The sequence below is a fragment of the Marinobacter sp. DUT-3 genome, assembly GCF_050379435.1.
Taxonomy (GTDB): Bacteria; Pseudomonadota; Gammaproteobacteria; order Pseudomonadales; family Oleiphilaceae; genus Marinobacter.
This window is the reverse complement of sequence record NZ_JBNRMG010000005.1, coordinates 225,387-239,915: the sequence shown is the minus strand read 5'-3', so window position 1 is coordinate 239,915 and position 14,529 is coordinate 225,387. Positions and strand designations below refer to the sequence as shown.

11 protein-coding genes are annotated in these 14,529 nt (G+C 60.2%); 5 read left to right on the top strand and 6 right to left on the bottom strand.

All coding sequences use genetic code 11. The features are described 5' to 3' along the window. Positions 1 to 34 precede the first annotated feature (34 nt). Positions 35 to 562, top strand: a complete 528-nt coding sequence (locus ACQUWM_RS11565) for a shikimate kinase (protein WP_406999446.1) — start codon at positions 35 to 37, stop codon at positions 560 to 562. A gap of 70 nt (positions 563 to 632) precedes the next feature. On the opposite strand, the gene ACQUWM_RS11560 is transcribed toward ACQUWM_RS11565, so the two are convergent. From ACQUWM_RS11560 to ACQUWM_RS11550, 3 genes are all read right to left on the bottom strand, one after another. After that, entirely contained in the window at positions 633 to 1,232 is a 600-nt protein-coding gene (locus tag ACQUWM_RS11560) for a hypothetical protein (protein WP_406999444.1), read from the bottom strand. Between the two features lie 208 nt (positions 1,233 to 1,440). Beyond that, on the bottom strand, positions 1,441 to 1,896 hold the full coding sequence (locus ACQUWM_RS11555; protein WP_406999442.1) for an aminoacyl-tRNA deacylase: 456 nt from the start codon (positions 1,894 to 1,896) through the stop codon (positions 1,441 to 1,443). A gap of 94 nt (positions 1,897 to 1,990) precedes the next feature. After that, positions 1,991 to 3,778 carry a DUF4153 domain-containing protein gene (locus tag ACQUWM_RS11550; RefSeq protein ID WP_428922242.1) on the bottom strand — a complete coding sequence of 596 codons (1,788 nt, stop codon included), beginning with the start codon at positions 3,776 to 3,778 and terminating at the stop codon, positions 1,991 to 1,993. Between the two features lie 278 nt (positions 3,779 to 4,056). On the opposite strand from ACQUWM_RS11550, the gene ACQUWM_RS11545 reads away from it, so the two are divergent. The 4 genes from ACQUWM_RS11545 (at position 4,057) to ACQUWM_RS11530 (ending at position 10,606) form a co-directional block, all read left to right on the top strand. Then, entirely contained in the window at positions 4,057 to 6,252 is a 2,196-nt protein-coding gene (locus ACQUWM_RS11545) for a LamG-like jellyroll fold domain-containing protein (protein ID WP_428922264.1), read from the top strand. A 193-nt stretch (positions 6,253 to 6,445) separates the two neighbouring features. After that, entirely contained in the window at positions 6,446 to 7,807 is a 1,362-nt protein-coding gene (locus tag ACQUWM_RS11540) for a glycine cleavage T C-terminal barrel domain-containing protein (RefSeq protein WP_428922241.1), read from the top strand. Positions 7,808 to 7,844: 37 nt separating this feature from the next. Beyond that, the gene (locus tag ACQUWM_RS11535; protein ID WP_406999434.1) at positions 7,845 to 8,795 is read left to right on the top strand and encodes a methylenetetrahydrofolate reductase; all 951 of its coding nucleotides are present in this window, start codon (positions 7,845 to 7,847) and stop codon (positions 8,793 to 8,795) included. A gap of 77 nt (positions 8,796 to 8,872) precedes the next feature. Then, positions 8,873 to 10,606 (top strand): formate--tetrahydrofolate ligase, encoded by a 1,734-nt coding sequence (locus ACQUWM_RS11530; protein WP_428922240.1) that lies wholly within the window; start codon positions 8,873 to 8,875, stop codon positions 10,604 to 10,606. Here the strand turns inward: ACQUWM_RS11530 and ACQUWM_RS11525 are convergent. The 3 genes from ACQUWM_RS11525 to fdhF are packed head-to-tail and all read right to left on the bottom strand — an operon-like array spanning position 10,590 to position 14,529. Further along, the gene (locus ACQUWM_RS11525; RefSeq protein ID WP_428922239.1) at positions 10,590 to 10,829 is read right to left on the bottom strand and encodes a formate dehydrogenase subunit delta; all 240 of its coding nucleotides are present in this window, start codon (positions 10,827 to 10,829) and stop codon (positions 10,590 to 10,592) included. The genes ACQUWM_RS11530 and ACQUWM_RS11525 overlap by 17 nt on opposite strands. Then, the gene (gene fdhD, locus ACQUWM_RS11520; protein WP_428922238.1) at positions 10,826 to 11,659 is read right to left on the bottom strand and encodes a formate dehydrogenase accessory sulfurtransferase FdhD; all 834 of its coding nucleotides are present in this window, start codon (positions 11,657 to 11,659) and stop codon (positions 10,826 to 10,828) included. The genes ACQUWM_RS11525 and fdhD overlap by 4 nt, the downstream gene beginning before the upstream one ends. Beyond that, positions 11,659 to 14,529: a formate dehydrogenase subunit alpha gene (gene fdhF, locus ACQUWM_RS11515; protein WP_428922237.1), complete on the bottom strand. Its 2,871-nt coding sequence runs from the start codon at positions 14,527 to 14,529 to the stop codon at positions 11,659 to 11,661. Before fdhF ends, fdhD begins: the two co-directional genes overlap by 1 nt.

Genomic DNA, 14,529 nt, shown 5'->3' with positions numbered 1-14,529 from the left:
ACACGGGGGCCGTGTGGAAGTTTCAGGAGAAGATATGAATACCAGATCACCCACTGCAAACATCATCATGACTGGCATGCCGGGTAGCGGTAAAAGCACCGTAGGTGTTCTGTTGGCCAAGCGCCTCGGACTCGGTTTCGTGGACACCGACCTGCTTATCCAGCAACACGCCGGTTGCACGCTACAGGACATCGTGGATAGCGAGGGCTACCAGGCGTTGCGGGCGGTTGAGGAAGAGGTGTTGCTCAGTCTGGATGTGGAAAGGCACGTGATTTCCACGGGGGGCAGTGCTGTTTACAGTTCGAAGGCGATGAAGCACCTCAAGAACAATGGCGTGGCGGTGTTCCTGGATATTCCACTGGAGCTGGTCATCCAGCGTTTGGGAGATTTCAGCCTGCGCGGTATCTCACGTCGACCGGACCAGTCGCTGGAAGAGCTGTTCGAGGAACGTTTTGAACTTTATAGCCGTCACGCGGATATCACGGTTTCCGGTGTCGGGCGGGATCAGGATGAGGTGTGCGAGGCGGTGGTCGAGGCCTTCAAAACACGGGTTCCCTTATGATGCCAACAACGGCAACCATCGCAATGAGAATCGCGCCGATAATAACCGCCGTTCCACCCAGCATCATTGATCATTTGGAAGCCGGGGTTGTTCCTTCATCCTGTTGAGCACCACCCTTTAAAAGCCCTGAAAGCACTAGGCTAATCAGTACAGGGCCCAGCAAGGCCAGGGTTGAGGGTTCGGGAATGTCTATTGTTTGGAGCTTGGTAAGGCCTCCGGTCAGATAGTAGGTCTCACCGGTGCTTAGAACTGTGACACCGGCTCCCTCAAAAGGCGCTGTTTTATCAAGGTTGTGGAAGATATCCTGGCCGGCTTCCAGGAAGAAGAGGTCCAAAAACAGGAAGAACTCAAAGTCACCGGAAACAAATGGCTCAAAGCCGTTCTCAAACAAGCCGCCTTCGTCCGAAACGGGTTGGTCGTGCAGCAGCGGCGCAAATCCTTCCCACTCGAAGGATGCCGGTTCACTCTCAAACGTGGCCGAGACCAGGCCGCGATTCTGATCGTCTACTGTAAATATCCCAACCGCGCTGTGGGAACCTTGCGGGTTTGCGATAGTGTTATCGTATGAATAGCTAATCAGCGTGGCATTGGCTGACATGGATAGAAACAGGGCTGCGAGCAGCATGAGCCCTTTCATGGTAATCCCTCTCGATGTGATGCTGAGTTCCATTCTTCAAGATGCAGCAATTAATGGACCAACCCTTCTAAGAGCACGAACCAGCGACATGTCATGCTATTCCGTCGCAAAACCTGTAAAGAAACCTGACATCAGGGCGGATAAAGGATGGGACAAGGGAGTGAACCTGCGAGCCAACGCCCCAGCCCCGGGGGCGCTGAAATAAGGGCCGGCTCGGGTTGCTGCACCGGCCCTGTACTCCCTAGAAATGAAGCACTTGTGGGTGAACCAGGCGATCGTAATCCTGGTAGCTCATCCGCATGACTTCGCTGTGGCTACCGGCGTTGAAGACGATGTGCTCGTCCTCCCGCAGATGCTCACTGACGAAGACGTCCATGTTGTACAGGTTGCCGAAAGGCGGCATGGCACCGACCTCACAGTCGGGGAAGGCGGCATTGATATCAGCCTCATCTGCCAGTTCCAGCTCCCTGGCGCCCAGCGCCTGTTTCAGCTCGTCTACGTGTACGCGGTCTGTAGACGGCAGAACGGTCATGAACAGGCGGCCGTCTGCTTTGACAATCACTGTCTTGGCGAATTCGCGGCCCCGTACATGGGCGGCCTGTGCGGTTCGCGAAGCGTCAACGGTGGGCTCGTGGGCCTCCGTTCGGTAGTTCACTGCATTGCTGTCGAGAAATTCCCGAAGTTTCTGGTTAATCATGGCGGTATCCTCCTTCACCTCAGTGAAAGTTCCATGATGTGTACATCTACCAGTTTAGCACGTGATCCGGTCGCTGTCGGATTACGATCGGAGCTTACGGCTGGCCCGTCAACCCCCTGAAATAGTCGATACCTGGTTGAATGAGGTAAAAGCACTGGCCGTCAGTGAACGCCACAAACGGGCTTTCCACCGGTGCCAGTTTCGTGTTCTCGTTGAGCCGGGCTTCGTTGGACTCATGGCAGCCGGGGCTGGATACGCGTCCGATGGCTTTCATGGTCCCTGAGTCATCACTGTAGGCAGTTCCCGATATGTAAGAGCCGTACCGGTTTGTGAACAGCAACCAGTAGACTTCACCGTCGCGGGATGGCGTCCTGACCAATTGGCATTGTTTGGGGGAGCTCAGGCAGTACTCGTTGTCGTTTGTCAGTATATCGAGCAGCGGTTCCGGTATGGCTGTTTCCCGGGGTATGACCATGAACATGTCCGCCACCGCCTGGCGATCGTTCCTGTCCACCACGGGCTTGTGTTGCCAACGTTTGTCCTGCTTAAGCACGGCGTCGATGCGATCGGCGACCAACGGATTCTGCTTGGCAAACTCCGAGTCCTGCAGCTTTCTTAACTCCTTGACCCCGTAAGCGCCCAGCTTGAAGCGCAGGTAGTTGTAGTCAAATGCGTCCGCCTCGACCTCACCATTCAACAGCCGGTTGGCCTGGCTTTCGGCGGCCCAGGCGCGCATGTCGGCGGCGGGGGTGTTCACCAGGATCAGTACCCCGGCGACCACAAACGCCAGCACCTTGTTGGCGCTCTGGATGGCCCCCAGGGCCCGGGCGCGCTTCATCAGGATCAACACGGCATAGCTGAAGGTGAAGCCGGCGATCAGCAGTTGGATGGTAGCCGCCCAGAGGCGGTCGACGGTCAGGCCGTATTGCTCGATACGCAACCCCAGCGCCCAGGCTGCCAACAGCGAATTGAGAGGGAGCAGGAACACGCCGAATATCACCAGGCCGTGCATCCACCTCGGGTAAGGTGGATGCTCCGGGTTCTCGCTCAGCACCGAGTTGAAGAAGAACAGCAGCACGATCGCGAGGGACATCATCAGCAGGGCGGCATGACCGGTTTCCCAGATCTTGGCCACGCCAGTGAATGGCAACGCCCCCAGGAACAGTATGCCAATCAGTGCGGCCAGGGGCAGTAGGGCCTTGATCAATACTTCGCACATGGACTGCACGGTGGCAACCAGTCGGATGCGTTCGCGGATCAGCACCAGCCCCCAGCCACCGACAAACGCGCTGGCGGGGTAGAGGAAGATGGGTTCCTCAAACAATTCCTCGAAAAAAGAGATACCGATGATGTCAAAAAGAGCACCCCACAGGATCAGCAACAGCCAGAATGTCCCAAGGAAAAGTCCGAGCAGGGCCAGAGTCAGGGCATGCTGCCAGGAGTGTTCCAGCAACTGGCGGTAGTCGAAACGGGGCGCGCGGTTGATACACCAGATGCGGAAGTATAACGCCAGTATAAACAGCGATATCCCGACGCTGACGAAGAAGATGAATGTAAAGTACGGCCGGTCCGGCAATTCCAGGCCAGCTCCCCACCTGAGCCACCCCAGATGCCAGCCCAGCCCGAACAGGAGAGGCCCAACCGTGGCAGCCGCCCATGCATTGCGACGTTCCATCATCCGTTCCAGGCCGAGATAGAAGAACACCGGCAATCCGCCCGCCAGTGCGTAAAAGGCCATAAGCCACCGTGGATCGGTCGCGGGCCATGCCCCGTGGTCGATGGACAGGTGTAACAGATACAGGGCGAAGCCCTGCACCACTGCCAGTATGATCAAGCCATAGCGGCTGACGGTGTCCAGACGGGAGTTGTCATGGGCTTCCATAAGATCTGCCTTGTTGGAGGAATGTTACAGCCGTACCAAGCGCTTGATGATAAGGGAAATCGGCCTGGCCTGGCAGGGGCACTGCTGGCCATCAAGATCGCAAAAGTAGATGCGTATCACAATATTTCAGGTTGGCACATAGCGGATGGTCGCACAGAAGGAACAACCGTTTCGTCATACTCCTATACTCGGCTTTTTTCGTTCCAGCGGCTGGGCAAACCCCACCACTGGTCTGGATTATCAAATCCCACGGGATAAGCCACAGTGAGTGAATTGTGATGATAAAGGATTTGCAGGCGTTCTTACGGAGCATCGGGTGTCGCTCCGTATTTCTGATTATGGTGTTTGTTGTAGCCCTGGCAGCAAGCCTTGCCGGATGTAGACAGGACGCGTCCGTTGAAGACCTCGTAGGCAACACCGGCACAGGCACCACCGAGGCCGAACCGGAGGTGGACGAAACCGGTTTGGCCGGAAATGAGGTCCGGCAATTCAATCACCCGGGCCTGCTGCACGCGGAAGCGGACTTTGCCCGTATTCGGGAGAAAGTACAGAACGAAGAAGAGCCCTGGGCAAGCGCCTGGAACGATCTGGTTACCGACGGCATTTCCCAGCTTGGCAAGACACCGGCGCCCCTTGAAACCGTGATTCGTGGCGGCGACGGCCAGAATTTCGGCCGCCTCGTTGCCGAGATCCGCTTCTCCTATGCCCTGGCGCTGCGCTGGAAGATATCCAGAGACGATCGCTACGGCGACCTGGCCGTGGACTACCTGAATGCCTGGTCATCCACCCTGAAAACCATCACGGGTGATCAAGGTCGCTATCTGGCCGCTGGCCTGTATGGCTACGAGTTTGCCAATGTCGCTGAAATCATGCGTACCTATGATGGCTGGGCCGAAGCGGATATCAAGCAGTTCCAGGATATGCTGGTGACGGTGTTCTACCCCCTGAGTCGACGCTTCCTGCGGGAGCACAACGATGCCTGTATTTCCAACTATTGGGCTAACTGGGACCTGGCCAATATTGCTGGCATACAGGCCATTGGCGTCTTCGCTGACCGGCCGGACATCTACCAGGAAGCAATGGACTACCTGTACACCGGTGAGGGCAACGGCGCGCTCGACAACCTGGTGTTCCATCTTCACGCCGGCAACATGGGGCAATATCAGGAAAGCGGCCGCGATCAGGGGCACACCACCCTGGGTGTCGCGCTCTACGGGGCTATCGCCAAAATGGCCTGGAACCAGGGTGAGGATGTCTTTGAGTACTGGAACCACCGGTTGCTTGCCGCGTCGGAATACATCGCCCGCTACAACCTGCTTGAGGAAGTTCCCTACACGCCCTATGGACCGAACTGCGGAAGTGTCATGCACGTTCCTCAATGGACAGTTTCCGACAAGCAGCGTGGTCATAGCCGGCCGGCCTGGGAGTTGATCTACAACCACTACGTCAACCGGCTGGGCATGGCAGCGCCCTGGACGGAAAAAATGGCGGCACGACAACGGCCGGAAAGAAGCAGTTGGGGCGGCGATGAGCTGGGGTGGGGAACCCTGACCGAGACGCTGGAACCTGCTGCCCTGGGCGGCGCTCCCAGGGGGTTAACCGGGAATCTGAGCGGCGGTACGGTGGAGCTGTCCTGGTGGGGCGCTGCTGGCGCCGAGAGCTACCGGCTCAAGCGCGCCAGTGCTCCGGATGCGGTGTATGCCACGATTGCCACACGTGGGGCAGAGGAATTCCTGACCTACACCGATACCGATGTCTCGGAAGGCGAGGATTACTATTACCAGGTAACCGCGATTTCTTCCGAGGGCGAGAGCGCGGCCTCCAATACCGTTACCGTGCGGGTGGGGCCCAAACTCATGGTGTATTTCCCATTCGATGCGGCGGAGGACGGCGGGTTTGCCAGCTCCGTTGACGACACCGTCGTCGCCACGCCCAACAATGGCCCCGCACTGGTGCCGGGCAAGCTCGGTAATGCAATATCCCTGGATGGCGCCGACGACTACGTGAGCCTGCAGGAGGGAATCGTTTCCGAGCTGGCAGACTTCAGCATCACCAGTTGGGTATACATCGACGGGACAACCGACATGGCGAGATTGTTCGATTTCGGATTTGGCACCCAGCGATATATGGCCCTGGTGCCCCGCGATCGTGACAACCAGATGTGCTTTTTCATTACCAGGATCAGCTACCATGCCGACCAGAAAATCTGTGGGAACCCTGCCCCTGTCGGTGAATGGGCACATGTGGCTATGAGCTTGTCCGGAACGACCGGCATTCTCTACCTGAATGGCGGCGAGGTTGGCCGTAACGACAATATGGTACTGGCTCCGTTCCGCCTGGGCGTGTCCACACAGAACTGGCTGGGAGATTCCCAGTATGGGAACGACGCCTTCCTGGACGGGAAAATAGACGACTTCCGGATTTATAGCGGTGCCTTGAGTGCCGCACAAATCGCGGCGCTGGCTGCCGAATAGGCCGTCGCCGTCAAGCCCTGTTTGGTTCAGGCGGTAACGGACGGGGCTTGCTCCAATCCGCACCCGGTGTTACCGCAACCCGCACGGCTTGCCTGCCGTTTTTGGACGTTTACGTGTCGTATTGGTCCATCCTCTGCCCACCAAACACCGTCACATTAAAACTATCGAAAACCCGAGAAAAGGGGAGATAGCCATGGCGGTTAATTTTGAGAAGGCTTTGTTGGATCATCCACAGCAACGAGCCGGCGCTGCACGACAGCCCGGAAGTGTCGACCAGTCGGACCGCAAGGTGCCGATCAACCTGCGCCAGTCTGGCCCCACGCCGGTGGAAATGCTGATTTCCACCCGGGTTCGCAAATCCCCGTACTGGCATCTGGCGTATGAGGCCGGCTGCTGGCGGGCCACTGTGTACAACCGTATGTATCATCCCCGCGGCTATGTCCGTCCGGAGGACGGCGGCGCCATGGTGGAATACGAGTCCCTGATCCACGACGTCACCATGTGGAACGTGGCGGTCGAGCGCCAGATCCAGGTCAAGGGCCCGGATGCGGAGCGGTTCGTCAACTACGTCATCACCCGGGACGCCACTAAAATCAAGCCTATGCGTGGCAAGTACGTCATCCTGTGCAACGAGGACGGCGGCATCCTGAACGATCCGGTTTTGCTGCGGGTGGCCGAGGATGAATTCTGGTTCTCCCTCTCCGACAGCGACCTGGAGTTCTGGCTGCGCGGGGTGAACATCGGTATGGGTTTCGACGTCAGTATCGCGGAAATCGATGTGGCGCCCGTCCAGATCCAGGGGCCCAAGTCCGAAGCACTCATGGCCGATCTGTTCGGTGAAGCGGTGAAGGAAATTCCTTACTACGGGCTGATGGAGGGTCAGGTTGCCGGCCACGACGTGATCATTTCCCAGACCGGTTTCACCGGCGAAAAAGGCTACGAGATCTACCTCAAGGAAGCCACCAAGTACGCCGAGGATCTCTGGTATACCGTGCTGTCTGCTGGCGAACCCCACAACTTGCGGGTGATTGCCCCGGCACACCATCGCCGGATTGCCGCAGGCATTCTTTCCTGGGGGCAGGATGTAGACCAGGAAACCCTGCCGTTCCAGTGCAACCTGGCCTACCAGGTACCGCGCAACAAGGACGCGGACTACATCGGCAAGCAGAAGCTTGAGAAAGTTCGCGAGCAGCTCGACGCCGGTCATCCGCCGTTCAGCCACATCATGGTGGGTATCCGCTTCGGCGGTGGCAAGGTGACTGACTACGCCAATGATTTCTGGCTGATCAGTGGTCCTGATGGCGGTGAGCCCGAAGGCTATGTCACTTCGCCCTGGTACTCCCCGGAACTGGAAACCAACATCGCACTGGCCTACGTACCGTTTGACCTGCGCGACATTGGCACCCGGCTCACCGTGCACCTACCCGTGGAGTATGCCGCAGCAGACGGCTCAACCGAGGTGGAAGCGGAAGTGGTGGAAGTGCCCTTCCGGCCATCGGTCAATCCCAATGCCCGGGAACGTGCCAGGGCCAAGGGGATTGATTTCGCGGATTGACAATTCACGGGTATCGGTTGAATGAGGTGACAGAAACATGAAGCTGGCATACCAACGGCAGACAGAAAAAGCGGAAGATCCCCGGACCATTGCGCTGGTGCGGGAGTTGGTCCGCGCTGCGACGATCGAGGCGACGCCCCGTCAGATTCTGGAAACAGACTCCCTGACGGAGCTGTTCCCCGTCGGCACCTGGGTTTACGTCCCTTTCCTGCCCCACGGTCAGTTCAGTGAGACATTGCCTGCCTGTCAGCGGCTGATTGACGAGGGCATGCTGCCGGTGCCCCATCTGCCCGCGCGGTTGGTCGAAAGTCGCGACCAGTTGCGTGACTGGCTGGGGCAGCTAAGAGATATCGGAGTTGACCGCCTGATGTTGATTGCCGGTGACAGTGATTCGGTCGCTGGCCCGTTCCCGGACACCCTGGCTTTGCTGGAATCCGGCCTGTTGGAGCAACAGCAATTCCTGCACATCGGAGTTGCCGGCCACCCGGATGGACACCCCGTCGCCGGGCCGGACAGTCTGGCCCGGGCCCTGTCGCTCAAGCGCGATTACGCGAGAGTCACCGGCACCCGGTTGTGGGTGGTGACCCAGTTCGCCTTCGAGGCAGAGCGCTATACCGGCTGGTTGCAGGCCGTGGGAGATATCCTGCCGGAAGTGCCGGTCTATATGGGGGTGGCCGGCCCCACCAACCTGAAGACATTGATTGCTTATGCTGCGCAATGCGGCGTGGGGGTATCCGCGCGGACGATGTGGCGTAAGCCTGGCAGCGCCCGCCTGTTGCGGTCCTGGACCCCCGACGGCCTGGTGCACGCCCTGGCGCGTCACCGACAGGATTTCCCGGACACCCGGCTTGCGGGCATACACCTGTTTCCGTTTGGGGGGCTGCAACGGTCTGCCCGGTGGATACGTGAGTATGGCGAGACCGATGAGAACGAAGAGCCCGACGAGGCTCGGGGCAGCCTGTCTGACCCCGTGTCCGACAGTGTGTGATACGTGGTAACGGATGTAGGGGAAGAGCCTCAGCCAACATAGGGGGAGAGCTTCAGCCAATATAGGGGGAGAGAAACGTGGGTCTTCAATACAGTGAGTACAATAAAACCGTCCCGACCCCGGAGAGGCTGCCGCCGGGCACCCCCGATATCGAGATTGCCCGCTCCGTACAGCCGCAGTCCATCCTGCTCCTTGCCCAGCAGCGTCTGGGCCTGCCGGCCGACAGCCTGATCCCTTTCGGCCACTATAAGGCCAAGCTGAACATGGCCCATGTGGATACCTCCTCACGGGCGGCGCGGGGCAAGCTGGTGATGGTGACGGCCATTACGCCTACCCCCGCCGGCGAGGGCAAGACCACCACCAGCGTGGGGCTGAACGATGGACTTAATTGTCTGGGCGTGCGCTCCTCTGTGTGCCTGCGGGAACCCTCCCTGGGACCCTGCTTCGGGATGAAGGGCGGGGCTGCGGGCGGCGGCCGCGCCCAGGTGATCCCCATGGAGGACATCAACCTGCACTTCAACGGCGACTTCCATGCCATTACCACCGCCCACAACCTGCTGGCATCGATCCTGGACAATCACATGCACTGGGGCAACGAGGTTGGCCTGGACCCTCGCCATGTCTATTGGCGGCGGGTGATGGACCTGACCGACCGGTCCCTGCGTTACATGGTGAGTGGCCTGGGCGGCGCAGCCCATGGCACGCCGCGGGAAACCGGGTTCGATATCACCGTGGCTTCGGAAATCATGGCGATACTCTGCCTGGCGGATGGTCTGCCCGACCTGCGCCAGCGTCTGGGCAATATCATTGTCGGCCGGCGTCCGGATATGTCGCCGGTCACGGCGCGGGACCTGGGCGTGGAAGGGGCATTGACGGTGCTGTTAAAGGAGGCGTTGCTACCTAACCTGGTGCAGAGTCTGGAGCACAATCCGGTGTTCATCCATGGCGGCCCGTTCGCCAACATCGCCCATGGCTGCAATTCGGTGACCGCTACCCGCGCGGCGCTGGCGCTGAATGATGTGGTGGTCACCGAGGCGGGCTTCGGCGCCGACCTGGGCGCAGAGAAGTTTATTGACATCAAGTGCCGCCAGACCGGCCTGCGTCCGGACGCAGCAGTACTGGTATGCACCGTGCGCGCCCTGAAGATGCAGGGTGGTGTGCCCCGCAAGGACCTTGCAACTCCGGATCTGCAAGCGCTGAGAGCCGGCGCGGTGAATCTGGAACGACATATCCGTAACCTGCGGCGGTTCGGGTTGGTGCCGGTGGTCTGTATCAATCGCTTTCCAACTGACAGTGACGAAGAGCTCGCCCTGATCCAGTCCATCAGTGCCGAATGGGGTGTACGTGCGGTGACGGCTACCCATTGGGCGATGGGAGGAGAAGGAGCGACGGATCTGGCCCAGGCGGTACTGGACCAGATGGACGAAGGCACACCGGAGGTGCAGCTGCTATACGAAGACGACATCCCCCTGACGGAGAAAATCGAGACTGTCGCTACCCGGATCTATGATGCGGCCAGTGTCGATTTCGCACCGGCGGCGAAGCGTCAGCTTGAAGAGTACGAGCAACTGGGCTTCGGCCACCTGCCAGTGTGCATTGCCAAAACCCAGTACAGCTTCTCGGCGGATCCGTCGTTACGGGGTGCCCCAAGCGGTCATGTGCTGCCGGTGCGGGAAGTGCGCCTGTCTGCCGGCGCCGGGTTTGTGGTGGCGGTCTGTGGCGACATCATGACCATGCCTGGTCTGCCACGCCGACCGGCGGCCCTGGATATTTCGCTGGATGAGAACGAGCAGGTTACCGGGTTGGCCTGAGGTCAGCATCCAGAGCCCTGATGGCCTCCACGGCCGCAGGGCTCAGACCTTCGCCACCGGACTCCAGATAGGCAACAATATCCTCCTTCATGGAATGGGCCCAGAACTTGTGGATATGGTTAGTGGTTGCCTGGGTGACCGCCGCCGGGTCCCCCTGAAAGGGACAGTTGGCGGCAATCTGGTTGATCATCTTCACCAGGTGAGTGGTGGATTCCTTAGTCATGCGCTGTCTCCCGAGGTATAGATTACTTGACGGCCTCGGCGGGCAAATCCGATGAGGTTGAGCCCGGCCTGCCGGGCGTCGCGGATCGCCATGGCGGTTACGCCGGATACGGTCACCAGGGTGCCGAGATCCGCTTCCGCCGCCTTGGCCACCATTTCATAGCTTCCACGGCTGGACACCAGGGCAAAACCATCGCACCGATCATGGCCCGCACGCCTGAGAGCGCCAACCAGCTTGTCCAGAGCGTTGTGCCGCCCGACATCCTCCCGTAACAACTGGATTCGCCCTTCGCTGTCACACCAGCACGCGGCGTGCATGGTGCCGGTCAGTTGTTGCAGACGCTGGTGCTGGTCGAGGCCGGTGAGGGCGGTCTGCACCTGTTCAGGACCGGGCAGTGGCCTGGACTGTCGTGTGGGTAACGGCCGGCGGATCTGCTCCAGGGTGACCTTGCCACACAGGCCGCAGCCGGTAGGGCCGATCAGGTTACGCTGCGCCAGCTTGAGGGCATTGGCGCAGGCGCCGTGGATATGCATCTGCAGTTCGATGCCCTGTTCTCCGTGATCGACAATCTCGGTCTCGAATATCTGGGATGGTTCAGTGACAATGCGTTCGGACAGGCTGAAGCCCAGGGCGAAGTCTTCCAGATCGGTGGGGGTGGCCATCATCACCGCATGGGAGATGCCGTTGTACACCAGTGCTACCGGGCATTCCTGGGATACCGAGTCGGGGAGTGTGCGCTGTACCCAGCGGTCGTCCTGGCGCTCCCGCGCCCGGATGATTACCGGCTGGTAGCCGTTACCGGCCAATTCATCCCGCTTTGGTGCCGCCATCATGGCTCCCGGACCGGTGCAGTCCCGGCCAGATAGCCCCGCTGTTCCCGGTCGTCAGCCTGGTGACGTTTCTGCCAGTTGGACGGCTGGTGCACCTTCTCGACCTGAACGGCCGTCACCTTGTATTCCGGGCAGTTGGTGGCCCAGTCGGAATTGTCCGTGGTGATCACGTTGGCGCCACTGACTGGATGGTGAAAGGTAGTGTAGACCACGCCGGGCTGGACCCGGGTACTGATGCGCGCCCGCAGCACGGTGTTACCGGCGCGGCTCGTAATGCCGGTCCAGTCGCCGTCGGCGATGCCCCGGTCCTCCGCATCCTGGGGGTGAATGTCCAGTACGTCCTCCTGGTGCCAGAAGCTGTTCCGGGTGCGCCGGGTCTGGGCACCCACGTTGTACTGGCTGAGAATGCGCCCGGTGGTCAGCAGCAACGGGAAGCGGCTGTTGGATTTCTCGTCCGTGGGCACGTAGTCAGTCTGCATGAAGCGCCCGAGACCGATGGGGAAATCCGCCACATGCATGATCGGGGTGCCTTCCGGGAAGTCTTCGTTACAGGGCCATTGAATGCTGCCGAGGCGGTCGATTTTCTCGAAACTGACACCCCGGAACGTCGGCGTGAGTTGGGCGATTTCGTCCATGATTTCACTGGGGTGGTTGTAGTTCATGGGGTAGCCCAGGGCATTGGACAGGTCCTGGGTGACTTCCCAGTCAGCTTTGCCTGCCAGCGGCGGTATCACCTGGCGTACCCGGTTGATCCGTCGCTCGGCGTTGGTGAAGGTGCCGTCCTTCTCCAGGAAGGAGGAGCCCGGCAGCAGGACATGGGCGAACTTGGCGGTCTCGTTGAGGAACAGATCCTGGACGATAAGGCATTCCAGTGACTCCAGCGCATGCTCCACGTGACGGGTGTTGGGGTCGGACTGGGCGATGTCTTCGCCCTGCACGTACAGCCCCTTGAAACTGCCATCCACCGCCGCATCCAGCATGTTGGGAATGCGCAGCCCCGCCTCGCGGCCGATGGTGACGCCCCAGGCCTGTTCAAAAGGCTCGCGCAGCTCGTCCACTGCAACGTGTTGGTAGCCTGGCAGCTCGTGGGGGAAGGAGCCCATGTCACAGGAGCCCTGGACGTTGTTCTGACCACGCAGGGGATTCACGCCGACGCCTTCCCGGCCAAGGTTGCCGGTGGCCATGGCCAGGTTGGCAATGCCCATGACCATGGTAGAACCCTGGCTGTGTTCGGAGACCCCCAGGCCGTAGTAGATGGCGGCATTGCCGGCTTTGCCGAAGAGTCGCGCTGCTTCCCGTACCTGCTCGGCGGGTACGCCGGTGACTGATTCGGTTGCTTCCGGGGCATGTCGCGGATCGGTGATGAAGGCCCGCCATGCAGCGTAGGTATCGGGCTCGCAGCGTCGTTTGATGAAGTCCTGATCTTCCAGGCCCTCGGTGACCACCACATGGGCCAGGGCATTGATCAGTGCCACATTGGTGCCGGGTCGCAATGGTAGGTGAAGCCCCTCGTCAGCATGGACCGTTCTCAGCAGATCAATGGAGCGGGGATCGGCGACGATCAGCCTGGCGCCCTGACGCAGGCGGCGGCGCAACTGGGAGGCAAACACCGGATGGGCGTCGGTGGGGTTGGCACCGATCACCAGGATTACATCGGCGTGCATCACCGAATCAAAGGTTTGGGTGCCGGCAGACTCGCCCAGGGTCATTTTCAGGCCATAACCGGTGGGGGAGTGGCAGACCCGGGCGCAGGTGTCGGTGTTGTTGTTGCCGAAGGCCGTGCGCACCAGTTTCTGCACCAGATAGGTTTCCTCGTTGGTACAACGGGAGGAGGTGATGCCTCCAATGCTGTCACGGCCATGGCGAGCCTGGATATCCCGCAGGCGGCTGGCGGCGAAGCCGATGGCCTCGTCCCAGTCCACGGCGCGCCAGGGTTCGTGGATGCTGTCGCGGATCATCGGGGTGGTAATACGGTCCGGGTGGGTGGCGTAGCCAAAGGCAAAGCGACCCTTGACGCAGGAATGGCCGTGGTTGGCGTGGCCATTCTTGTGGGGCACCATGCGCACCAGTTCGTTGCCTTTCATCTCGGCCCGGAACGAGCAACCTACACCGCAGTAGGCGCAGGTGGTCACTACACTGCGATCGGGCTGGCCGATCTCGATGACGCTGTTTTCCATCAGGGTCGCAGTGGGGCAGGCCTGGACACAGGCGCCGCAGGAGACGCATTCGGAATCGACAAAGGGATCATCCTGGCTGGCGGCCACGGTGGAATCGAAACCACGCCCCTGGATGGTCAGTGCAAAGGTGCCCTGGACTTCCTCGCAGGCCCGGACACAGCGGGAACAGACAATGCACTTGCTGGGATCAAAGCTGAAATACGGATTGGACGTATCTGTTTGTGCGTCCAGGTGGTTGTCGCCGGCGTAGCCGTATCGAACCTCCCGCAACCCCACCGCGCCGGCCATGTCCTGCAACTCGCAGTTGCCGTTGGCGGAGCAGGTCAGGCAGTCCAGGGGATGGTCGGAGATATACAGTTCCATCACGTTACGGCGCAAGCGGGCCAGTTCCGGTGTCTGGGTCAGGACCGCCATGCCGTCTTCCGCTGGCGTGGTGCAGGCGGCGGGGTAGCCTCGCCGGCCCTCGATGGCCACCATGCACAGGCGGCAGGAACCGAAGGCTTCCAGGTTATCGCTGGCGCAGAGTTTGGGAATACGGTGCTCGATCAGCGCCGCCGCCCGCATCACCGAAGTGCCGGCGGGCACGGTAACCGTGACGCCATCGATGGTCAGCTGTACCTCGGTGTCCGAAGTGACTGGCGGAGTGCCAAGATCAATGTCAGCTGCTTGTGTGGGGTCGTAATATTGCAGCAT